This is a genomic window from Achromobacter sp. K91 (assembly GCF_003576205.1).
Classification (GTDB): Bacteria; Pseudomonadota; Gammaproteobacteria; order Burkholderiales; family Burkholderiaceae_B; genus Achromobacter; species Achromobacter aegrifaciens.
This window is the reverse complement of sequence record NZ_QWFB01000069.1, coordinates 1-24,304: the sequence shown is the minus strand read 5'-3', so window position 1 is coordinate 24,304 and position 24,304 is coordinate 1. Positions and strand designations below refer to the sequence as shown.

At 57.0% G+C, this 24,304-nt stretch carries 14 protein-coding genes and 1 pseudogene; 4 read left to right on the top strand and 11 right to left on the bottom strand.

The genetic code is table 11. The annotated features are described in order from the left end of the window. Window positions 1–1,201, top strand: a 1,201-nt coding sequence (locus DXK93_RS32560; protein WP_147400297.1) for an RHS repeat-associated core domain-containing protein, incomplete at its 5' end; no start/stop codon positions are given. Between the two features lie 193 nt (window positions 1,202–1,394). Then, window positions 1,395–6,902 carry a SpvB/TcaC N-terminal domain-containing protein gene (locus tag DXK93_RS29585; RefSeq protein ID WP_158598592.1) on the top strand — a complete coding sequence of 1,836 codons (5,508 nt, stop codon included), beginning with the start codon at window positions 1,395–1,397 and terminating at the stop codon, window positions 6,900–6,902. 15 nt (window positions 6,903–6,917) lie between these two features. Here the strand turns inward: DXK93_RS29585 and DXK93_RS29580 are convergent. Together DXK93_RS29580 and DXK93_RS32455 are read right to left on the bottom strand one after the other, a co-directional pair. Then, window positions 6,918–7,608 (bottom strand): annotated as a pseudogene (locus DXK93_RS29580) (IS3 family transposase); the annotation flags it as partial. A gap of 188 nt (window positions 7,609–7,796) precedes the next feature. Beyond that, window positions 7,797–11,573 carry an RHS repeat-associated core domain-containing protein gene (locus tag DXK93_RS32455; RefSeq protein ID WP_158598591.1) on the bottom strand — a complete coding sequence of 1,259 codons (3,777 nt, stop codon included), beginning with the start codon at window positions 11,571–11,573 and terminating at the stop codon, window positions 7,797–7,799. Between the two features lie 542 nt (window positions 11,574–12,115). Here DXK93_RS32455 and def point away from each other — a divergent pair. Then, window positions 12,116–12,613, top strand: coding sequence for a peptide deformylase (def, locus tag DXK93_RS29570; protein WP_119451986.1), 498 nt, complete (start codon window positions 12,116–12,118; stop codon window positions 12,611–12,613). Window positions 12,614–12,808: 195 nt separating this feature from the next. On the opposite strand, the gene DXK93_RS29565 is transcribed toward def, so the two are convergent. The 9 genes from DXK93_RS29565 to DXK93_RS31920 form a co-directional block, all read right to left on the bottom strand. Next, a complete protein-coding gene (locus DXK93_RS29565; RefSeq protein ID WP_199728352.1) occupies window positions 12,809–13,951 on the bottom strand; it encodes a linear amide C-N hydrolase in 1,143 nt (380 codons plus the stop codon). Window positions 13,952–14,149: 198 nt separating this feature from the next. Then, on the bottom strand, window positions 14,150–14,866 hold the full coding sequence (gene aqpZ / locus DXK93_RS29560; protein ID WP_119451989.1) for an aquaporin Z: 717 nt from the start codon (window positions 14,864–14,866) through the stop codon (window positions 14,150–14,152). A 309-nt stretch (window positions 14,867–15,175) separates the two neighbouring features. Further along, a complete protein-coding gene (locus DXK93_RS29555; protein WP_233564636.1) occupies window positions 15,176–16,057 on the bottom strand; it encodes a helix-turn-helix domain-containing protein in 882 nt (293 codons plus the stop codon). Between the two features lie 455 nt (window positions 16,058–16,512). After that, entirely contained in the window at window positions 16,513–17,343 is an 831-nt protein-coding gene (locus DXK93_RS29550) for an AraC family transcriptional regulator (protein WP_158598589.1), read from the bottom strand. Then, complete coding sequence (locus tag DXK93_RS29545; RefSeq protein ID WP_119451983.1) at window positions 17,333–18,148, bottom strand: AraC family transcriptional regulator; 816 nt, start codon at window positions 18,146–18,148, stop codon at window positions 17,333–17,335. The genes DXK93_RS29550 and DXK93_RS29545 overlap by 11 nt, the downstream gene beginning before the upstream one ends. Window positions 18,149–19,023: 875 nt before the next feature. Further along, window positions 19,024–19,179 (bottom strand): hypothetical protein, encoded by a 156-nt coding sequence (locus tag DXK93_RS32040; protein WP_158598588.1) that lies wholly within the window; start codon window positions 19,177–19,179, stop codon window positions 19,024–19,026. Window positions 19,180–19,475: 296 nt separating this feature from the next. After that, window positions 19,476–21,101: a 4-hydroxyphenylacetate 3-hydroxylase family protein gene (locus tag DXK93_RS29540; protein WP_119451982.1), complete on the bottom strand. Its 1,626-nt coding sequence runs from the start codon at window positions 21,099–21,101 to the stop codon at window positions 19,476–19,478. A gap of 57 nt (window positions 21,102–21,158) precedes the next feature. Next, complete coding sequence (locus DXK93_RS29535) at window positions 21,159–22,898, bottom strand: acyl-CoA dehydrogenase family protein (protein WP_119451981.1); 1,740 nt, start codon at window positions 22,896–22,898, stop codon at window positions 21,159–21,161. 186 nt (window positions 22,899–23,084) lie between these two features. Continuing rightward, window positions 23,085–23,468 (bottom strand): hypothetical protein, encoded by a 384-nt coding sequence (locus tag DXK93_RS31920; RefSeq protein ID WP_147400296.1) that lies wholly within the window; start codon window positions 23,466–23,468, stop codon window positions 23,085–23,087. A gap of 264 nt (window positions 23,469–23,732) precedes the next feature. On the opposite strand from DXK93_RS31920, the gene DXK93_RS29530 reads away from it, so the two are divergent. Continuing rightward, the coding region (locus DXK93_RS29530; RefSeq protein ID WP_147400295.1) for a YfdX family protein at window positions 23,733–24,304 on the top strand (572 nt) is incomplete at its 3' end.

Sequence of the window (24,304 nt, the reverse complement as noted above, 5' to 3'; positions counted from 1 at the left end):
GGCCTCGACCAGCGAAGCCAAGTACAAGACCATACGCTACTCGGGCAAGGAGCGTGACGCTGCAGGCCTCTATTACTACGGCATGCGCTACTACCAGCCGTGGATCGGACGCTGGATCACCACAGACCCGGGAGGAGTCGTAGATGGATTGAACTTGTATCGAGCCATGGGAAACAACCCGACGACTTTTGTTGATCGCTTAGGGAACGCCAAGACGGATCCCAGCCCCTATCAATCCCGACGGTTCGCTCCACCCAACCTGCGATATGGCGCAGACCAAATCGTGGCGTTCATGGAATACCCAGAACTTCATGCGGAGCCTGCATACAACCCCAGCAGACACTTCGGAGGGAGAGTCCTTTACCATATCAATGGAGATAGCGACCTCTCACGGTACACGCTGCGCGTCGGCACACAGCTGACTGAGGTGGACCTTGAGGAAGCAATACACAAAGCGATGGCGGGGCTATCCGAAACCGCGAAGGAAATCGGAGTCGCGGTCGCTCCTGAAAAAAAAGAAAAAAAATCGAATGTGACGATAAAAATTGCGCAGTCCAGCCACGCGAAGAACACGCAGGCAGTAACGGATATCATCGCGCACCGGAAGAAATTTCCGCAAATCTCGATTGCGCCCAGCCTCGACATACCGTCCGACCTCGCGGCCGCCATACATCTATCACTCCGCGGCGATCAGAAGTCCATGGGCGACCTGCTGGGACAGAAGCTCCACGCGGAGGATGTCATGGGCAACCTCGTCGATGCAGACCGACTGGCGATAGCTGAGATTTTCCTACTGCAAATGCTTGCACATGAAGGCGCCCACGCGATATTTCGCCTAGGTCACCCAGATAGCATTGCAAGCGCAAGGGGTGCCTCTAATTTTGATGACGACACCTATACCTCTGGCACTGTGACCGTGGCTGAGATGGAGATGAACCTCGATTTCAGCTTTCAGATTCATCCAAGAGGATCGATAAATCTGATGACGACCAACGCAACGGAGTACTTCCAGAGCTTCAGGGACCGCTTGATGAACTCCGGCATTGCTCTTTCAGAAAAAGACATAGACCTTTCGTCGAACGAAAAAGCCTCCATCTTCCGGAAATATTGGGCAGAGACTTCGCTGCAGAATAACAAGCAGCCGGCACGTCTCCTTGCGTGCTTTCGACGCGAGCGACGGCGGCTGGAGCCAACGGCATAGATGCCGGGATACCCTGTCTGCTGCGCTTGGTTACGGACGCTGACCGCTGCGTGCGCCTGGCCTGCGGGCCAGCTACTTTCGGCACAGAAAGCCACATTCAATGGCCTCGTCCTGAATATCAAACTCGCGAATGGTCATTGTCCATGACACTTGGGTGAAGTGTGCGAAAACCGTTCATGGAGTCCACAGTGACATGGGAAAGATCGCCGTAACCCCCGATAACACGATAGCCCCCCTGACGCTACCCAAAGCCGGTGCGTCCAGTCTTGTGGGCATGTCGGTGACTCCATCCGACATTGGACCTAGCGGTCAGACACAGTTCTCTATTCCCCTCCCCGCTAGTCCTGGACGCGGGTATGCCCCGCAACTCGCCTTGACTAGTGGCGGGGGCAATGGCGTGTTTGGAGTCGGCTGGCAACTTAGTGGTGTGCCAAGTATCCGTCGCCGCACCGACCGGGGGGTGCCAACCTATACGGAGGACGACACCTTTCTTGGTCCGAGCGGTGAAGTGCTTGTGAAGTCCCCGGATCAGCCTCGCACCCTCAACACTTACACGATCACGACATATCGTCCTCGAGTGGAAGGAAGCTTCGATCTGATCGAGCGTTGGACTAGTCTGACGGGCGACCCAGGCGAAGGCTTTTCAAGCCCTCGAGACTTTTGGATCGCGCGCGGCGCGGACGGAAGTCAAACGTTCTTCGGGAAGATGGCAGCACTGACGGGAGGAAACAACGATACGGTGGCATGGATGGCGCAGGAGTCTATTTCAGCCGATGGACAGCACATCTACTATGCATGGGCCGGAGCCAGTGGCGGCGACCTTTACTTGAACGCGGTCTACTACGGCAATCCGGCTGGCGATACCGAGCTGTATTCCCTGCCACCAGGGCTACCTCTTTTTAAAAATTGGCTATTCGCGCTGGTGTTCGACCTCGGGACCGATGCCGCGCCAGACATCCAGCAGAAACCTCAGGGGCTCAGCCACTACATACGGGGCTCCAGCACCTGGACAGAGCGAAAAGATCCCTTTTCGCGTTTCGATGCCGGCTTTGAAGTCCGCACCAATTACTTGTGCCGGCAGGTACTGATGTACCACTATTTTCCCGACGGCGAGATCAACGATGCCAGTGGAAATCCACAAGATCAAAATGGAACACTGGTGCGCCGCATGGTTTTCGACTACGACGAGAACCCCGCGTTCTCGCGGCTGACCAGCATTCAGATCGCAGCCTACGAGCCTGACGCTAACGGCACGCCGCAGCTGCTCCCGCCCTTGGACATTCATTGGTCAGAGGATTTCAACCCGCCCAGCGGCGCACCCGCGTGGCAGGAGCTCGCGCTTCCCCTTACCGAGCCCCTGGGCGCAACGACGGCTCCCGATTTCATGCCATATGGGCTAACCGATCTCTATAGCGAAGGAATGAGCGGCCTGCTGCATCAGCAGGACAACTGCTGGTACTACCGCAGGCCGGTGCGTGACCTGCGGGTCGGTGCTGCCCCCGACGCCATCACGTTTGGGGAGCGCGTACTGCTTCCTGTCGTACCGACGCTGCAAGGTGGCGCGGGACACTTGGCGGACATCAATGGTGACGGCCGCCTGGAGTGGTTGGTGACGACGCCCGCAAATGGGTCCGGATACTACCGACTCGGCGCGGACCGTCAATTGTCGGGATTCACTCCGTTGACCAATGTTCCGCTCGAGCTCATGACCCCTTACGCGATGTACGTCAACATCCACGGGGCGGGTTTGTCTGACGTAGTCGTATTAAGCCCCACAAGCGTGCGTTACTACGAAAATCAGAGTACGGATACCGAAGTCAAATTCGCCGCCCCATGTGATGTGCCGCAGGATCCCGGTATTGTCCTGCCAGTGCCAGGGCGCAATCCATGCGAATGGGTCGGATTCGCCGATGTACTGGGCTCGGGACAACCGCATCTTGTCCGCATACGTAGTGATTCCGTAGTTTGCTGGCCATGGCTGGGCAATGGAAAATTTGGCGCCGCGAAACCCCTCCCGTCGACCCTGCCGTTCAACCGTGGCACTTTCAATCCGGCACGCGTTTTCCTGGTTACCGTTTTCGGCCCCGACGCACCCGATCTGGTATATGCCGATGTCAACGCGCTGACTATCATCCGAAATCAGTCAGGAAACGGCTTCGACACGGCGAGCGGGAGCATCGTATCGATTCCATATCCCGAGGGCGTCCACATGGGCGCGTTGACACAGGTCAGATTTACGGACTTGACCGGTCATGGAAGTCCAAGCGTGCTTCTGACACAGGACTTCGGTGGCACATCCAATGCAGTCCGGCACTGGCGGCTCGACCTCTATCCCGATTCGCCTGCGTTCCAGTTGCAATCCCTGAATAACAACATGGGAGCGCACTGTGACTTGATCTGGCGCAATTCTATCCAGGACTGGATGGACGAAAAATGTGAAGAACCGACCGCACCATCCGGATACCCTTCGCCATCCATGCTGATCGGCGATATCTACCAAGTGGACGACATCACAGGCTTGCAGCGGGCTCAGTCCGCCAAGTACCGACGCGGTGTCTGGGATGGCCACGAACGTGAATCGCGCGGCTATGCCTACATGGAAGCCATGCAATCAACTCAGGTTGCAGCAACAGGCCTGATTGCCGATGGCACATCTGCGGGAATCACACGGAGCTGGTATCACACCGGACGGGAACAGGACGATCAAACCCCGCTCCATGGTACTCAGTTCACTGATTCGCAGGCCTATCAACAGAATCGCACACGATTGACCCAGCTGGCTTCAAACGCGAACCCTTGGTATGACACTGTCTACAGTAGTCCCTCGGATAACACCAAGTGGTGGATGTACAGGTCCCTGAAAGGTAACTTGCTGCGCAGTGAAACATACGACGCGCGTCAGGCTGCAAGTGTTGCTACGCCTGTCCCCTTCTCCGTGCAATACAAACGTTGGCAGGTGCGCGAGGTACAACCGTCGGCCACCATGCCAGTCGTGTTGCCCATGGAGTTGGAGCAGTTTTCCTACAACTATGAACAGGTGTGCGCCGATCCGCTGATCACGCAGAACATCGTGATGAATACCGACCCCTATGGCTACATACTGTGGTCGGTCGACGCCGCCTATCCGCGAAGAAGTCAGACCTCGAATCCCTACGCCAACATCTTGCCCTGGTATGACAGTGGCAACCCCGTCAATGGCGGCCCGGCGGGAGCTGTGGCCCAAGACAATAGCTGGAACAATACCTTTGATCCGCAGCAGGATCATCTGCGGTTGCAGGAAAGTCTTTACGGTGTCAGCAACTCTGTTTCTTCCGCCGATGAGTGGCGGCTAGGCGTACTGAGCGTCAGCCGCGAAAACGTGCTCACCTACAACAGCAGCGAAATTCCTTCAGGCGGCTACGGCCTCACCGTGGAAAATCTTAGCGCCCTGAAAGACTCCACATGTTTACTCGCGCCGGGTCAGCATCGGACGCTGAAAGCGTACTCGACGTTCAGCTTCGCGCAGCCTGACAATACGAACAAGTTCCCATCGCGCCTGAAGCTGTTGACCCAAACGACGACGGCGTTGCTCAACAGCAGCGATAAGGCTTACGTCGATCAAGCGGAACAGACGCTTGCCACATCGTCTGGATATCAGCAACTTCAATCGCTGCAGCTTTCGACCCCGGGAGTTTCGAACGAGGATCCTGTCTGGGGCGGGGACTTCGGGATCACGACGTACCTGCCGATCCAAAGCTTCGCGCGACCAGACACGCAAAAGAGCTCTTCCCTGGCCGGATCGGACAACGTTGAGCCGACGACCCAATACACGTGGGACACTCATCAATGCGCGCTCATCGCTGCGAAGGATCCATACGGAAATAGCGTCACAGCCACGATCGACTATCGCTTTTTAACGCCGCGTGAGCTAGTTGACGCGAACCAGAATACAACGCAAGTGCAACAGGACGCCCTTGGTCGCGTGATCGCGACTAGCTTCTTCGGCACACAACTATCGCAAGACGGAACGAGTGTGGAGCAAGTGGGATTCTCGAGCTTGAAATCCGCTCCTGCGAGCGGAACGGACACTATCGAGAACGCTCTGAATAGCACTGGCACACAGCAGCAGGCGACCCGTACGGTTTACGAAATGCCCGACGCCTCGCAAGTAACCCAAGAACAAGTTGATGCCGCCGACCCGGCCCTAGCTCCCGGGGTACTCTGGGACAGGTTGGTAGCGCAGCGGCTGATCACACGAGAAGGCCGGATTCGGCTGCGCCGGGGCCGATGGGCCGGCTCGAAGTCTTCTATTTCCGGAATTCCAGCTCGCATGCAGCAAAGTCTGGATATGCAATCGTCCCCTACTCCCGCTCAATGCCTCACGCTCATCGCAGATGCGTACCCGTCAGCGGCCACGCAAGTTGTACGCGCCTCCGTTACGCACGTAGACGGTTATGGACGCGTTCTTAGTACGGCGACCAAAGTGCCTTCCGGGCAGGCGTTTGAGCGAGACCAGGGCGGAAATCTGACGCCCGACGTGAGTGCGACGCCGCCGCTTGCCACGGCCGCCGCGGATCCCCGATGGGCTGCGTCAGAAACGGCCGTGACCACGCCCGGCGGTGAAGTCCTTACCGCCTGGCCCCCGTACTTCGTGAACGATTGGCAATTTGTGAATTATGGGAGTTTGCCGGTAGAGGGATATGCCGACAGCTTCTACTACGACGCAATTGGCCGGGAGGTTCGCGTTCGTACCGGACTGAACTATTGGCGCAGAACGAGCCACGCACCGTGGTTCACGATTGAGGAGGATGAGAATGATCTGCAAGATGCGATTGCCAACGCGACCGCGATAATGACCGACACCAACATGGAAACATCGTCTTTACTTCCACCCGCGACGCAGCAGCAGCTTCCTGCAATGACCACCATGGTTGGTGCTGGATACGACCACAACAACATAGTACTGGACCCAGGCCCGGGAACAATTTGGATCGAATGGGGGGCGGGGTTCACGCCGGATATCAATCAGCAGACGATCAGCTTTACAGACAACCGTGGCCTCGTCGGCTACCTGATTGTAAATAACGACGATAAAACACTGTTTGGGTCAGTTCAGTTGGATTCCGGTCGCGTGATTAGTCCGCAGCAAACGGGTTCAGGTTTCGCTTTTGAGTTCGGGGATTACGGCGTCATCATGCCCACTGTCTATTTTTCATGCAACTCCGAAACGAACACCTATTCCGGAGATCTTCATGCCGAGTCCAATGGCGAGTTAATTGATAACTGGGATTCTGCTAATTTCGGTGCTCTATACTTGACTCTCTCCGTCTCCAAACCTTCATCATCCATAGGCGATCCAAGCCAGAACCTAGGAGCCTGTAATCAGGCTTTCTACCAAACTAGTTATGGTCCAAGCTATACATCGAACATGCTCCCTTCGAGCGTGTGGCCGTACTCAACGACCAATTTGAACGTCGTCACATCTCCCCGCTATCTGTTGGTTCTCGCGCGTGATGGTACGGATAGAGCCCACTGGCTAGTGACCTCCGATTCGAGTCGTTCCTTTAGCGCGACGGACACGGTTCGGACGCAGATTCCGGCAGACTATAGCAATAACTGTGACACTCGGCTATACACTGGTATTGTCGTCCTGGACGAGAACGGCCAGATCGTTGCCACATCATGGAAGCGGGCATTTTTTCGGATCAAACTTGGAAGTTGATTCTAGTGAGCACGCGCCACGCTCTCCAACAATTCGAGTCAATGCCTGCACGACATCCGAAGCCGTCAGTGTCGGCGCAGCTTCGATTGCCAAGCATTCACGGCTGTGGTTGTCGACCACAGTCAGGGCGCGGAACTTGTGGCCGTTAAACGGCGCATCCGAGACAAAGGCCATACTCCAACTCTGGTTCGGGCCCGTCAATACCGGACGTTCAAGCCGATGGGCGGCTGCCTAATGACGCCGCGGACGTTTGGTGCGCAAGTTCAAACCCTCCTCCTTGTATAGGCGGTAAATGCGCTTGTGGTTGACATGCCAGCTGTCGCGGCGGAACAACACAAAGATGCGCCAGAAGCCATAGCGCACCCTGGTGCTGGCGATCTCGTGCATGCGAGCTTTGAGCGGCGCATCAAGAATACGGGGCTTGAGCTTCTGATACCAACCCGCGCGACTCTGCTGGCAAACCTGGCAGGCCCGCTTGACGCTGATAGGTAGCTATCAATCAGATGGCCGACGAGCTGTTTACGCTGCGCCGGCCTCAGAGCTTTTTTTCAGAACGTCCTGCAGCATGACCTTGTCCAGGCTTAGATCAACCACCAACTGCTTGAGTCGCTTGCTCTCGTCCTCGAGTTTACGCAGCCGACACGCCGGCTTCGGCTTGATGCAGCGCGAACGCAATCTGTTCTTCTGCGATCTTTGACTTCTTCATGGCGACGCCCTCCAGGGGGCTAGTTTCGCCGGAATTTTCCAGTTATCAACTGTCCAACTTTTAGGGGGGAGGTCAGCACAGGCAGTTGACTACGACGTCCTACTGCTCTTGATCTGGACTCGGCAAGTCATAGAACGCCCCTTTCGTATCGAACCCGCCACCTTGCACAAGCTCGGAGGATTGATCGCTTACCTGAAATTAATCTGATACGGGACTTTCATACTGATCAGATGCTCCGAGATGGCGTCCGGATTATCGGCAATGCCCATACTCCGCATTTCTTCTATCATTTCCGCTACCTTGTTGTACGCCAATGTGCCCTTGCCGTTTATCGCATTAATTCCGTCGCCAATGATCGCGGAGCATCCCTGGCATGCCTCAAATAGATGATACCCTCCCTCCTGTGGATCAATAAGGTAAAAAGTATAAATTTTCAAATTATTCAGCAGTCCTGCCCCCATTTCACTTTCTATGGTATCAAAATCAGTGTTCTGACTTTCAGGATAAAAAGCGTGGAGCAACTCATTGAACAAAATGGACTCCGCGTGCGTGCCCGGCACTCCCGCACGATTGATGTGTTGTCGCTCTCCAATATAAGCCTCACCTTGAAGGTCAGATGCCTGCGTTTCTTTTGCATTGAATCCAGCAATTCTATGTTTCGTATACGCATGGAGCTTGCTGTAGTTATTTTCTACGAGATGTTTGTCAAGCTCTTCGAAATGCGCCGGCAATTCACTTGGCTCGAATTTGTTGAAATACAATTTTTTATCACCCGCTATTCCGGAGGAGGCTTTTTTGGGTGCGTACGTTTTAAATTCCTTGGGGTTCATTTTAATATTTACGGCCGAGCCCAGGAACCAAAACGCCTTTTGTGTTCCGAAAGTGGCGAATGCGAATCCCTTTGACTTCTGAGCACTCGCCGCTGTTTTGAATACGCCCGCGAGATTGATGGCGAACGAGGCGCGTTGCCGTTCGTTGTTGATGGCGGTTCGTTTATTATGCGTCGAACTAAGAATGTTTCCGATAAGACTCATTTCATTCAAAACTCGGTTCCTCTCCCTTTCATTGTCAGCCCTCTTCGGAAAAAGGGGTTTCAATTTCTCATTAATTTCGCCGATCCTTTTTGCATTTATATTTTGTGCATTTTTTCCCTTTAGCAGGGGTTTGAGTTCATCTTCGAGCGACTTCATTAGACTAGCGGTCGGGGCGAAATCTGCGTCAAGCTGTTTGAGATGTGCGGAGGTTTCACGCTGCAACGCCACCACCAGTGCTCCCTGGGCTTGACAAATCTCCATTACTCGAACCTGCCTTATATCTTTAGTATCTTGTGCGTCGGCGATCGAGCCCGCACTATTTCGGCTCCCAAGTAGACTGCGGGCGGCAGCCTCAAATTCGGGGGACTCTGAGTGGTATACAAGCCGGTCATTCTCTAACCGTGCAAATCCGATGCCCGGGTTCTCCTTCAGGTATTTCATGATGGTGTTTCGGCTATCGATGGCATCCTGGCGGGCTCTTTTGGCGCTAGGTCCATCCGTGTCATCGCTGAGGTTGGAAAAGCGCTTCCGGGCGATGCGTCCTGCATCCCCTTCGGACTGAACGGTTAGTTCGGAAAACACTTTTGACGGTGACGCGAATTCCGGTCCAGATATGTCCTGTGCCACGCTGGTGTCGACCGTGAGCAGCGAGGTGTTAGTTGACGTGCTAGGTCTATCAGCGGCGGCGGATGATGCAGCCGCTTGTTCGCGTTGCTCGGTGTCTTCCTTTTTGGCCATCAGCCCAGTCCCATCCGACGAGGTGACCGGATTATTCCCCACCATACAGTACAGATTCTGTCCATCCACCGTGCCGGCCGGATCCGGATTGATCCAACGTCCGATCCACGGCTGGTAGTAGCGCATGCCGTAGTAATAGAGGCCTGCGGCGTCACGCTCCTTGCCCGAGTAGCGTATGGTCTTGTACTTGGCTTCGCTGGTCGAGGCCGCGGCCCACACCGCAGTGCCGCCATACGGGTAGTACTCCTCTTGCGTGATGATCTGCGCCCTGTCGTCGGTCTCGATTTGGCAGGAGTTCTGCCGGTCGCCGTAGCGGTAGCGGATCTGCTGGTTGCCAATGCTCGACGGCGGGTTGGCCGTCCAGTTCAGCATGCGCGCCCCGTCATCGAGCACAATCACCTCGAGTTGCTCGCCCGTCTGGTGGTTCTGACGCACCTCCAGACCGGGCAAATAAATTGCATCGTTGGCCCAAGTGCCCATGGAAGCTGTCTGTGCCGCCTTGCGCACGCGCTGGCCCTCGCTGTCGTAGGCGTACAGTTCGCAATCGCTCGAGAACCAATCTCCGCCGGAATACATGGATTCCCGATACGTGGTGACCACGCAATAGAGTTGCTTATAGGGTGTCCAGTACATTGGCTGATTGATATTGCCGTCCAGGCAGGTATTCTGGCCCGCGCGGTCGAAAAAGCTGTCCACTTGCGCCGCCGTCAAACCGACATTGTTCGCATTGCTCACTGCGTGGTTGCTGCCCGCTGCCACGACCATGTTGCGCGTGGGTACGGCCGCTCCCATGCCTGATGCATTGCCGGCTGCAATCTGGCAGAGATTGCCGCCGAGGTCATACTGGTAATTGCGTGTGTAGCTACGGTAATTGGCCTGGTCCAGCGGGGTATAGGCGCTGGGCGAGTCGGTGGTCGATGGATTGCTGCTCACATAGTTCTCGCGCCCGCTCGCCGAGAGCAGTTGATAGAGCGCGTCATAGGTATAGCTGCGGTTTCCGTCGACTGTGCCATTGGCGTGGTACGCCACCGGCATGCTCGCGTCGCTGAGCGCCGTGACGTTGCCCACCCCGTCGTAGGTATAAGAGAGGTCCTGCAGCAGCGTCCAGTTGCTCGCGCGGCTTCGTCTGCCCGAGCGGCTCGTGGCTCGACGTTGGGGGCGGCGTTTCCTGGCCGCGCTGGCAGCCGCTGCGCTGCGTGTGGTCGTGATCGATAGCACCCGCCGCGTGGTCTGCTGCTCGTAGCTGTACGTCGTTTGAATGTCGTTGGCGTCGCTCTGGGTTTCTATCTGGCCGTCCGCCGTGTAGGTGATGTCAGCGACGACCGGCGTGTTCTTGCCTCCGTTGGGCGTCACAGAGCTTGATGCCTTGCGCCCGGCCATGTCGTATGTCGTCTGCTGTTGATGGCCCTTGGCGTCTGTCTGGTTGAGCACCTGGGACAATGCGTTGTAGATCCAGGCGGTGCTATACACCTGGGGATCGACCACGGAGGTATTGACGTTGGGATACGTCCCCGTCCAGCTATGGGTCACGCCATCGAACGCGTTGCTTATCGTCAACAACTGGCGATCCTGACGCTGCGCGCTGCCTTGCACCTGATAGCCGCGCGCGGCCATGTCTAGAATGCCGGCCGTGTCGTAGTGCTTGAGCAGGGTCGCGCGCAAGTTCAGGTTGCGCGGGTCGGCCGGGCTCGACGGATCATAGGCGCCTGCCGGCAAGCTCAGGGCTTCTCCATACACCCAGATGTCCGTTTGGACATTGCTGGCAAGCCCGCCCGACAGGCGCTGGATCTTGACCGAACGCGCGGTCGGGCGACCCAACGCGTCGTATTGATGCGTGGTAGTGAACTGGTCGTCGGACTGATACAGGCAATCGCGGCCCTGACTGCTCTCCCAGACCGGATGCCCCTCGATATCAGCAAACGCCTGGCTCGTGCCAGCGTCCACGCTAACCGTCTGCAGCACCTGGCCGGACAGCGCCGGGGTGTACTGAAAATTGAGGGTACCTTTGCCTTCGGCAAAGAAGCGCGCGTCCCGGCTGGAAATTGTCTGCCCAAGATCGTTGTAGTCTTGTGCGTCCACGTACTGCGTGGCTACATCGCTAGACGCGCTGCGGTTATAGCGCAGCGTGCGCACCGTCAGGCCGCGGTTGTCGCGCACCGTAATCTTGGGAGTCCCCGCGCACAAGCTGCTCATATAGCGTATTCCGCAAAAAAGGCAGGATGAGTGCATGCTACTTCCATGACCTTCAGGGCTACCTGTGGTCGTTTCCAAAACGCCTTTGATTTCGGGTACGCAATCGTTCATTGCGGGCCGTTCTGATTTTGGCTAGTCCGTGTCCGGCATGATCCCGTCTTCTCATCACGAATAGAAAACGTCTCTTTTCAAAACTTGATGCCCAACTGTGCACAAGCCCTCCCCGGCCGAGCCATGCTATTGTGCCGCCGCTGCCCCGACACTTGGCCTGTCCGGATGGCACTACGTCCCAGCCCCCTTGTGGGTTGGGGCGTTTTCGCGCGAGCGGGCGTGCCGAGCTGCAGGCCATGACCTGGAGTGGTCCGGTTCGCTGGGGGACAGACCCACACAGGTCACGCTGGCAATCGGCCTAGCGCTGCGGTAAATTTTTCCGAATCAAGGGCGCTAAAGTGCGTGGCTGGACCGGGATAGGCCGGATTCACAAGCGGCCCTACGGCCGATCCATTCGGCTGGAACCTGGTTTATGGATTCAGAGCAGAAAAATGATCAGGGAATTTCTGCCTACTGATTCGCCCCTGCTTCGACTGAGAGCCTCTAGCGTGGAGATTTTTTCGACGCAAGCGCTCAATGTACTGGTCGCTGACATGTTCGAGACGATGCGTGCCGGCAGGGGCGTCGGGCTTGCAGCACCACAGATAGGCGTCTCGCAAAGGATCATCGTTTTCGAGTTCTATGAGAACGATCGCCTTCCGGGAGAGCCTTCAATCCCACCCACGGCTCTAATCAATCCTATTATTACTTCGGCTAAGGGCGCGGCGGATGGCAAGGAGGGGTGTTTCAGCGTCCCCGAAATGATAGGCGTCATCACCCGTTACGAAGAAATTTCCTATATCGCACAGGATATCGAGGGGCGACGTGTTGAAGGGGCGGCCAAAGGGTTTCACGCGCGAATCATTCAACACGAGGTCGATCACCTGGACGGCATCCTCTACATAGACAAGGCTAAGGAAGTCGAACCGTATAAGCGAGAGCTCGGATGACGTGCCTCTTTTGCCGGTCATCGCAGACAGCCTATACCGAGTTCTGATCGCTGACGGCTGTACTTGCGAATTCTTCATCCTGGCCACGCCTCCGCTGCGATCTGCGGTCGAGGCGCGCACATGCCATGCGCCACCTCGCCTTCCTTAGCTATTCATTGATAGACCTATTCGTCGCACATTCATATCGGAATCCGGTCAATGTGCCGCCTGCGTCTTGAAGGCCAGGCCCGTGGCAGGCTCTGCGCCCGTGGACAATGCCGCCGAGGAAACCGCCTTGGCATCCAGGTCGAAGCTTTTCAGGTCCACCAGCCTCAAGGTCTGGTCGTCGTAGCTTTTCACGTAGTACCGCAGATTGGACAGGTCAATGACAGTGGTCCATTGCGTATAGTCCATCAGCTCCGCATGCTGGCCCGTGGGCTTGATCCAGCCTTTGGGTATGTCGAAGCTGTTGGCGATATGCTCGGCCAACTTGACGCTGGGAAGTCCGGGCGCTTGCCTGGAGGCCGAAATCGAATAGCCGATCGCGCGAACGAACCGCGACGGCGGCGTCGGGTCGCCGGGCACGCCGAGCAAGCCGGAACCCTGCCCCGAGGGCGCAATCGTCTGTCCCTCGATCCGCAGCGCCGGCGCTTCCGTCGCGGACAATTTGACGTAGTTGCCCAGATTGATCATGTGCCACTCGAACGGCGGCGAATTGGTGAGCACTCCCATCGGATTGTCGTGCAGACGCAGCTCACCGTTGATTGGTTCAATGACGATCGACGCGCCGCTCCGGTCATGCAGCGTGTAGTGCAAGGGAGGTATCAAGCCCCCCATGGCTTCCTGCTTGATGTTGACGACCGCCACCTGCGAGAGTGCCGCCTTGACTTCCGCCACCGTGGCGAAGCGGGTCAAGGCCCACGTCAGGAGGTCCCAAGGGGCCAGCGACTTTTCAGCGGAGACGCTGGCCGGGTCCGCATATTGAGCGTAGCCCGGAAAGTACAGGACGCCGCCCGCCAGGCCTTTTTCATTCACGCCGTCGATGATACTGGTGAGACCGAATGCATTCATGCCCACCACGGCATACTTGCTCTGCCAGGTCATGCCTTTCCTGCCCGGGGGCGCCGCGGCTTCCAGGAGATGGGCACGGGGAATGAACATCACCCGCGATTCCATTTCAAGACCGAATTCCATTGTTCTGCCATAGATCACGCTGCCATCCGTAGCCTTGATGGTGAAGCTGGTACATGCCCAAGCCGTCTGTCCCAGCAACAATGTCGCTGCGGCCGTCCACACCACGAACAGTCGACCAATTCGGCATTTGAGACGTCCGGACATGGCAATTTTCTTGACGGACATATCTACTCCTTGAGATTGCTTGGGCTTGAAACTCGATCTAGGAGGATCCTCTCCGAAGCGAGGATTCGACATTCGAGGCGAATGGGGGGCTCGCGCAATCGATGCGTGCGCATAGGGCGATCGCGAAACGGATGATCCACGGATCGGGCGTAGTCTGCCGACTGCACGGGCGGTGAACGTCTGTCCGCTGCGCGCAGCTCAACTGCTTTGCTCGGTTTTCGGGATGCTGACCCAACGGTAGGCAATCGCGCCAATAACGGCCCCGCCTATCGGAGCAATCCAGAACAACCATAGCTGCTCCAGAGCCCACCCTCCGACAAACAGCGCCGGCCCGGTGGAACGAGCGGGATTCACCGAAGTGTTAGTTACCGGAATGCTGATCAAGTGAATGAGGGTCAGCGCCAGGCCGATGGGAATGGCAGCGAAGCCCGCAGGGGCGCCCTTCCTGGTACTGCCTAGAATCACGAAGATAAAACCGGCGGTCAGGACGACTTCCGTAATGAGTGCCGCCAACAGGGAGTACTTGCCTGGCGAATACTCGCCATATCCGTTCGCGGCAAAGCGGCTGCCCGGCAAATCAAAACCATCCTGACCGTAGGCAATGCTGGCCAACACCGCGGCAGCTGCTATGGCCCCCAAGACTTGTGCGATCACATAGGGGGCAATGTCCCTGGCAGGGAAACGGCCACCCGCGACCAGTCCTATGGTTACCGCCGGATTGAAATGTCCACCTGAAACATGGCCGACAGCAAATATCATGGTCAGGACGGTCAAGCCAAAGGCCAAGGCCACGCCGGCGAATCCAATCCCGAGATTGGGAAAGCCGGCGGCCAAAACAGCAGAGCCACATCCACCCAACACCAGCCAGAAAGTACCGAAGAACTCCGCGCCACAACGCTTTGATAGCGAAAACATGCTCGCCCTCCCCTGCTCGAAATTGAATTTCCAAGTGGTCCTGCGCGTGTAACCAAAGTACTGAGACGACAAACGGCCCACCGGAAACGAGGTTGCCGCGCAGCATGGAGCGAAAGAGCCATCTCTGAACCTTACGGCAAAAATAGTGAAAACGGCCCAACCGTGCTTTTGGTCTTTGGTCTGCTGGTTTTGAGTTGGGCCGCTATCGCTCCTTAGTTCGACTCGCTGACTGATTGATCATCACCGTATTCGGAGGCTCGAACTAATCAAGAAGGAGCGCGGTGCAGACTGCTGCATCGCCTCGGGGTCCTACTGGCTTGCGTCGGTTCCGTTGCTCAGCCGGACTCCGGAAAAAATAGTAGATAGAGACGCTTCCCGGAACGTGTATTGCGTTCGCATATCAGGACTCCGAACATCAGAGGGCGCCACTCCGAAACGAGCGCGAAAGGCCCGCAAGAATTGGTTGTTGTTGGCAAATCCATTGCCGTAGGCAATTTGCGTTATATTTTGATGGCGCATCGCTGGATTTAGAAGGCTGCGATAGGCGGCGTCAAGCCGTTTCGTCCTGATAAACCGCGCCACCCCTCCAGCGCCTTCGAACATTCGGTATAAATGCGCGCGGGAGAGTCGAAAATGGCGAGTGAGCATTTCCGGACCTAGGTCAGGATTGGCAAGATGCACGCTAATAAAGCGCGATACTTCTTCCCTCAGCACTGAAGTAATTCCCAAATACTCGCGGGGAATGCCAAGTCCCGCACTCAGACTCGCGCGTAGTAGGTTCGAAACAGATTCTTCGATTGCTACGCCCTGCTCCGGAGTGACGCTGAAGTTGGGGGCATTTATCCCCAGAATCAAATTGCGTAGTAATCTGACTACGGGGTCCGTTGGCTTCAATATAACGCCATGAACATCGAATCGTTCCAGTGTCGAGGCCAAGAGGATGCGTGGCAGCATTAAGGAGATTGTTTTTCCTGACGCAACATTGGAAGAAAATGGTTTGCTAAGGTCTATTATTCTAATATCTCCCGACCGACCAATCGACTCTCTTCCTTCAAAATTTCCGGCATGCACGCCGCTTGAATAGATGTGAATAAGATAATGATCTATTTCACTGTGCGCTAGAATTTTTTCGTCTCTCCGGCAAAACATTGTCGAGTAATTTGCTCGAACCGCCAGCATTGAAGAAATCACGGTGGATCGAAGAGTTCCTTCGATAAAGTTCGGCCGCTCCATAGACGCAGACGGGAGGCAATCCCACAACAAGCTTACTCTATCGCGCCATGCATCCGTGCGAAGGCTCGGTGGAAAGGAGTCCGTGCAAAAAAAAGTTTCACTAGTTCGCATACTTCCTCCAAGTGTATACATCTAGCTAGGTAAAAACCGCTTACATTGATGCCGCTACCAAAAACTCCGGAAAGTATGCAACATAAACAACCCCGGCGAAAGCCTAGCAGCTTGCGAAAAGTCAAATATCGAGCGGGTACGTGTTTGGTTCGACAAGGACCAATTTTCGTTTAAAATTCTTATGGATGGATGTTTCGATTCGGAGGTTGAGTGGAGCGTTCCATCTCCTCGAAGCGCTGATGCCTGCCGGAGCAGGCAGCCTATTCCATTTATACGAATTCTACCGATCAGATCGTGCCATATTACTCAGATGAATATTGCTTGCGGTAGCTTGACGGCGCCATGTTCATGCGATGTCGAAAGGCCACGCTAAAGTTGCAAGCGCTTTGATACCCAATCGTCGCAGCTATCTGATTTATAGGCATTGTAGTTGTTCGAAGCAGGCGGCATGCAAGCTGAATCTTCTTCAGCTTTGAGTAAGCAGAAAAGGACTCACCAGTTTCATTTTTGAACGCCAAGGACAAACTACGTGCGTTAGTGCCGACAGCCCGCGCGGTGTGTTTGGTCGACTTTGTGGATTCACCAAACTCTTCGACCAGGCTCATCGCCCTTTCCACCAAGCGAGAGACGCCCTTGGACGAGTCTGCGCGCATTGCACAAGTTGAAGTCACCCCGCAACGATGCAATATGGAGCGTCGATGATATGCGAACCGCAGCATCACTTCTTCGGGTACCAAGGGCATTGTCAAAACGTCCAGTACACCCAATCTTAGCGCGCAAATTCGAAGTTCTGCTGATGAATTTCTCGTGGCCAAAAGCACGCCCGCACGCGGAGTCAAGCCTGCGCGTCGCAATAACCGGCATAGGGTTATGCTATCGAAGGTGCGCAATTCGGCGTCTATGACTATAGCCGTCGGCAGTTTGACCTGCGTGCGATAATAGGCATCCCAACCGTCTTCAACGGTTGTGACATTGAAAAGCTGTTCACGCAACGCGAAAACCAGGGGTTGAAAATCGTCTAGCCGATCACTCACCAATAATAGCGAAATTCCGCCTGGTTGTGCCCTGGATATTGGGCAAGCGGTCTCTGTGACCGCATCCTGCGCCACTGATCGTAAGCCGTTAATTTCCATCCGATGCCTCCGCGCAGGTTGCATTACAGTTATCAAGACGGCCCTGCTCTCGGTAAACTATTGGCGAGACACCCGAGAACTTTCGAAAGGCAGTCGCGAAGTTTGCGCCATTTGAATAGCCGCAAATTTCGGCGATATCTACTACTCTTAGCTGACCGTCACGCAGCAGCGTTGCTGCGGAGTGCAAGCACCATCTTCGCAAGTACTCTGCCCCACTGAAACCAAGAACGGCGAAAAATGCTGCGTTCAATCTGCTTTTCGTCGTGCCCATCAGCCGCGCCAATTCGTGCTGCTGCGGCATGTACTCACGGCAGTGAAGAAGGTATTCTTTCGCGGCCCAAACCAGCTCCTCTTCCCTCGATAGGCGAAGCGGCAAGTCTTGCCTCTTCGTGGCAGCGTGTGGGCAAGCCATTTCTTCAGCGCTGGTAATGAGTCGATCCAGGCGCAATACGACTTCCTGAGCATCCCACGGATATTCCAGGACCTCAGCCGCACCAGCTCGCAACATATCGAGACGGCTTACGCGTGAATTGGCCGGCGCAACTGCACACACCGGGATGGGCGCTGTTTGTGGGGATTTTCGAAGCACACGGCATAATGTGGGAATATCGAAGTTTGAAACTGAAACTCCGATCATGACAAGAGCTATCTTGTAGGAATCAAGAGCGTTAGATAATTCCTCTATGCCGCCGACCACACGAAGCATTGGGGCACGGCAAACCTGTTTTACATCTGCAAACGGAAACGACGACGGCACGTTTTCGCATACCAATATTCGCGGTTCTGATTGCTGTGGTGAAGCCATGTCAGACTCCTTAATCGAGCAGATGATCCGAAATAGACGACGCTTCTCCAAATTTTGTTTTCGATGTGTCTGGATTTACAGATGAACAATGATTGGAAACATGTTGGAGCGTGTTTGTGATGGCCGCTCTCGAATTCGTCTCAAATTTCTCTATGTTTCATTTCAAGAAAGCTGAATTTGGTCCGCCGCTGACGCACTCTGCAAACATTTTCTAATAACGACATTCGTAGCTGCATCTTGCAACGCCGCTCTGCCGTGTCGAAACGAGGTCGGACGAGTTGTAGTGGTTACGCGAGAACAGCAAGCGGCAATCGCCAAGCGCAGGCGCATGTATGGGGCTCAGCAAGGGGGGGCGCCGCGATCAAGAACGTTGAAAGCCGAAATCCTGACGCCGCCGGTGTAGCGAGACGTAGTAGAACGGCTTGTGCTAGCCGAGCGCTGTAAGGGGGGCTCGACTTCATGCAGCCGCGCGCTACAGTGGCGGCTGCCTCGGCAGCCAACCAGGACGCCTGCGTCGAGCGCTTCGTCCGCGCTTGTCGCACCGAAGTGCTCGGTGCTCTCAGTTCACCAACCTGAGCGGGTTTAGGTAGTTACCGAACGATGGTTAGGCTATTATTCTTCACCCTAGGGAACCACTAACCGTCTGCGCCGAAATTCCACGAGTCCGGAAACTCCTTATCGTGCCGGGTACTTTGGCGCATGGTCGACCCGCATTCGACGCAAAGCCAAATAGTTCCGATTTTTTGACGACCGGCGCCAGCTCCGTGATGCACAACAGCCCGATGCACCAAGCTCGGATGCGGCGCTGTTGACGATGGTTGCCCCGTCAGCAATAGACATTCATTGCAAGTATCCATCAGGACTCCGGACGAAGTTCATTCATCAATATGGGTGGATAAGGCGAGCAACGACACACTAGCGCCACTTCCGAAGAGCGCCGTGACGACGTCGTATGGAGACGGAATGATCAGCACAAGGCAGGCCGTCGCTATTGCGGCCATAATGCTACAGCCGAGCACGATCACTGCCACGGCATCTCCATTTCTTATAAGAAAATAGACGCTGCTGGCACGGTATACGACGATCTGATTTTCGGCTTATGAGAAGTGGACGATTCGCTTTGGAGAAGCGACTATCTGCTGATGCCTCGCATAACCAATACGACGCGCTAAGGTTCTCCGCTTTCCACGCTCCCAAATCGTTGGGACCCATCCACCGGTATGGTCCATCTCGATGGAAAACCGAAGACTCCGCTCAAGCGGAAGGGGTCTGGGGAGATTTTCAGTGTTCTGGGTGTGGACAGAAGCATGCGATAGAGACGCGGACCTCAGTCGGCTCCGCTGGCGGGCTTTTCTCCCGCCTGCAGCGGAATCATGATGGACTGGCCCGGTGCGCTACATCCCATGTCGCAGCAGCGTCCTGGCTGGCGGTTCTTCGTGACGGGTCGCGCGTCGTCATGCAGCACGCCACGTTCCAACAGGCGCTCCACCAGTTCCACCTTGGAGCCCAACGGGTAATTGCGCCAGAGTTCCTGCTTCATCGCGGCTGGCGAACCTCCGCCGTGCAGGCTGATGATAGAGTACCAGCCGCCCTGATATGAGGCTGTCAGATCCTCGATGAAGCGCGCCGTCCGAACGCGATAGTCGTAGGGCACGGCGGGGTTGGCCCGCAGCACATCGGACAATCGGGCCGCTGTGGCGGGATTGTGGTCTTCATCCGGACCTGGCAAGGCGACGATCAGACCTCCCGATACCTCGTGGGCCAGCCGATGCATGTCGTAGATCTGCGTGGCCAGCAGCAGCTTGCCAATATTGCTAAACACCGGGTCGGGCATGAACGAACCGCTGTGCTCGTCGCGCACGGCGTAGACGCTGGCCGCGACGCCGCACGCGTAGAAGCCTTCGGTGATCTTGATCAGCTCCACGAGCGGTTCGCGTAGATTGGCCTTGACGTCCGGATCCAGCCCGTTGGCCTCGCACATCAATGCGCCGGCGCCGATCAGCAAGTCGCCGAATCCCGCCCTGGCCGCGATACAGCTATGCCGATGATGGGTGGCGTAGCTATAAGTCAGCGCGTGGCTGTGTTCCCAGTCCCCGGCGTAGAACACCCGCTCCCACGGAACAAAGACCCGGTCGAACATCACCACGGCCGTGGCCTGGCCATATTTGCGCGAAAACAGCGCATCGCCGTGCTCCAGCTTCTCGCCGGGCCGCCCCGCCGGCCGCGACACGATGGTGACGCCGGGTTCGTCCACGCGCACCGCGCAACAGACTGCGAAATCCGCGTCTTCAGCTCCCATGTTGCGACTGGGCATGACTAGCAGTTCGTGCATGTACGGCCCCCCCGTCACGATAGCCTTCGTGCCGCTGATAAGGATGCCGCGCCCGTCGCGCTCGATCACGCGCACATAGACGTCGGGATTGGACTGCTGGTGCGGTCTGCAGCTGCGGTCGCCCTTGGCGTCCGTCATCGCCACGCCGAGCGAGAGGTCGAGATCCTGGGCGTGCGCCAGATAGGCCTCGAAACGCGCGCCATGCTCGGTGGTCCCCTTGGCGTCGTCGATCCGCGCCACTGTCTGCCCGATGCCGTTGAGCGCGTCGTGCGCCAAGTAGCGTTGGGCGCATCCGGTTTCCTGGCACAGCGCCCGCACTGCTTCCAGCTTGTTCAGCAGGTCGCCGGAGGACTCGTTCACGTGTAGCATCCGGCTTACAACACGGTTGCGCCGCGATTGCGTGGCCAGCGCGATGGGCGCAACGTTTGCGCGCCGCGCGAAGTCGTAGGTATAGGCCAGCGCATTGACTCCCGGCCGCAAGGCCGGCTCGTCGGCAACGCAGGCCACCTCGCGCCCGTCCAGGTATACAAGGGGCCTGTATCCACGCAAGGATTCACGGTAATCGTCGCCAGACATCAGGTCGGCCCGGCTGGGCGTTACGGCGGCATAAGGGGCATTCATTTCGACCTCCTGAACCACGTTGGGAAGCAGGGAACGGCGGGGGGAAATAGGCCGTCGTCAGCCGGCCACGTCGGCTCGGCGCACGACGCGTCGCGCGTAGGCCGGACCGGACGCGCCGGCCAGCGTGCCGTAGTGCGAGCCCCAGGCACCCACCGCGTTCGGACCACGCGAACTCAGGAAGACGTCGACGACGTCGTCCGTGCTATAGCGCAACAGTTCTGCGCCTTGAAGCGCGCGCGCCAGCGCCTCGGTCATGGGGCGCGCCAGGAACTCGTCCGCAGCCGCCTCGCGCATCAGCCGTTCGACATGCCGGACCAGAGCGTCGAAGCGCGCGTCTTGGCCGGACAGCGGCCGCAGTTCGTCGAATAGCGCGTCAAGAGTCCGCGCGTCCTTGGCTATGGCACGTTGCACGTCCATGCACATCATGTTGGCCGTGCCTTCCCAGACGCTGTTCAGCGGGGCTTCGCGATAAACGCGGGCCATCGGATTTTCCTCGATGAAGCCGTTGCCGCCGTGGCATTGCAGCGCTTCATAGGCGATCGAGGGCGCGCGCGAGCAGTTGAAGAACTTGGCGGCGGGCGTGGCTACGCGGGCCAGTAGCTGCTCGTGCTCGCTGTCATGCATCCGGTCTGTGGCACGGGCCACGCGCAGCGCCATCAGTGTGCAGGCTTCGACTTCCACCGCCATATCCGCCAGAACGTTCGTCATCATCGGTCGCTCGGCGATGGGAGTGCCGAACGCGCTGCGCGTCATCGTATGCCGCAGTGCCAGCGTTAGCGCCTGTCGCATCAGGCCAGCCGAGCCGACCGCGAAATCCAGCCGCGTCAGGTGAGAGTGCGACAGGATTTCGCGGATGCCCCGGCCTTCTTCGCCCACGCGGATTGCCAGGGTGCCGTCGAATTCCACTTCGCTGGACGCGTTGGACCGATTGCCCACCTTGTCCTTCAGGCGTTGCAAGAAGAAGCGGTTATAGGCACCGTCGGGCAAGGTGCGCGGCAGGAAAAAGCAGGTGACGCCACCGTTCACCTTTGCCAGCGTGAAAAAACCGTCGGACTGCGGCACCGAGCAAAACCACTTGTGGCCAATCAGTTCGTACCAATGCGCCGTCGCGCCGTGGTACTCGTCAGTGTGTGAGTAGCGTGCCATGGTCTGCGTTCCGCGAAGATCCGAACCGCCCTGCTTCTCAGTCATCGCGTAGCCGACGACTACCGATGCCTTGCTGCCGACCTCGCGTCGGCTGAACTCGTAGTCCGTGCCTAGGGACTTTTGCTTCCAGACCGCCAGCGCCGGTTCGGCCTCGAAGCCGGCATAGGCCGCGTAGGCCATACCCGTGGGGCACGCTGTACCGTGTTCCACCTGGTTCCATAGATAGGACAGTACGGCGCGCGCATAGTGCCCGCCGGGCGCTCCGGCACGCCAGGCAAGGTTCGGTACTTCATGCTTCCAGGCCAGCGCCATCAGTTCGTGCCAGCTGGAATGGAACTCCACCCAATCGATGCGGTTGCCATAGCGGTCGTGCGTCTTGAGCTGGGGAGCGTGGCAGTTCGCCAGCCGTGCCAGTTCCTGCAGGCCTTCGTTGCCGGCCAGCGCGCCAAGCGCCGTGCAGCGCGACTCGGCCCACGGCGCTTCGCGCCCGATGGCCGCCCGCAACACTGTATCGTCTGTATAGGCATTGAAGCCGCTGGCGGGTTGGGCTTGATTCAGAACGGTATGGGTGCGGCAACCGTCAGCGGGCACTGCGTGCGGGCCGAATTCCGGCCACGTATTGAGCGTGGCGGGCGGAAAGGATTCGTTCATGTGCGCCTCCTTGGAAGCCGCCCGCGATCATGGTGGCGGCAAATGAACCTGTATCCCCACACCCTGATAAATCCTAGTTCATTTCTGTGGCGCAAACAAGGAATCCGCGCCGGCGCCCTCGCTGAACGCCCTGCGACTTCCCGATGCCGATCGTCGAGGCCGAGATTTTTTTTCTCGGCTAGCGAGCTACGCTTCCCACACCAAAAAACTGACGACGATGTCCGGCGGTGGAGCGATGCCTTCAACAAATGGAAATGGTATCCGTACCTTATTGGCCCAGCCATGCAACACATACGTGCCCGGCGTCATCAAAAAATCAGCCCCCCAGCGGCCGGACGAGTTGACCGTGAGCTTTGCTTGCAAGCACGGCAATCCATTAAGCCTCAACAGAACATCCACATGTGAACCGTGAAGTCCGAGTCCTTTCACTGTCTGCCGTCCTGCCAAAATCACGGCCTTTGGCGTGGGGTACTCGACAACAAATCTGTCAGTGGGAAATTTGGCCACCTTCTTCACCCGTGCTTCAGATTGAAGCAGTAGCAATAGCAAAGAATCGATGGTGCCGTGCATGAGTTCGAGCGAAGTTCCATTGTTTTACGCCACTGCCAAAGGCTGTGTTCCTCGATCGACCGAGCGAGATTCCGGCCGCTGGCGCAGAAGTCAGGCGGCAGCTGGCAGGATTTGTTCGAGCGTTCGCGTGGCAACGACCTGGCTCCTCCCCTTGGCAGGAAGTTCGCATGTCAGTGGCAATGGGCATACAACGCGACTGTGGCATGACCTAAATCGCCCTCCTCCGTGACTAGACCGTTAAGGCATTCCTAAGAAACCCAGTGGATGATCGATTCCGAACACGCCAGACGCACGCAAGACGCAGCTGGACTGGTCACCTCGAGTAACGATTTGGAGAATGAAATGAGTGTGAAGAAAAAACTGGCGAAAGGAATGTTGTTTGTTGCCGTCGCGGGAGCGCTCTCACCGCTCGTGGTTTCGATGGCGGCTCAGCCAACAACCCAACAACAAGAGGTGAGAAGCTTCCACAAGCTGTCTGAACAAGGACAACACGCGTTTGCTGATGTAAATGCCGCGCGAGCGGCCCTCTACGACGGGCACACCAAAGAGGCTCTCAAGCGCGTACGTGGCGCTCAACTTGCACTGAAAGAGGCAAAGTCAGACGACGCTGCGTTCATGAGGGCGGAAGCGGACCTGGTCCCCTCACATGAGGCAAACCAGGGCACTGCTGCGAATGAGCCTGCCAAGGCTTGGCTGCCTGTCTGGGGCGATATAGTCATTACCGATGACTACACGGCAAGTCCCGAAAAAATGAATGCAGTGACAGCCGCGAATGCGAAGCTCAAGAAGGGAGATGCCAAGGGAGCTCTGGAAACACTGCGGCTGTCAGGGGTCAA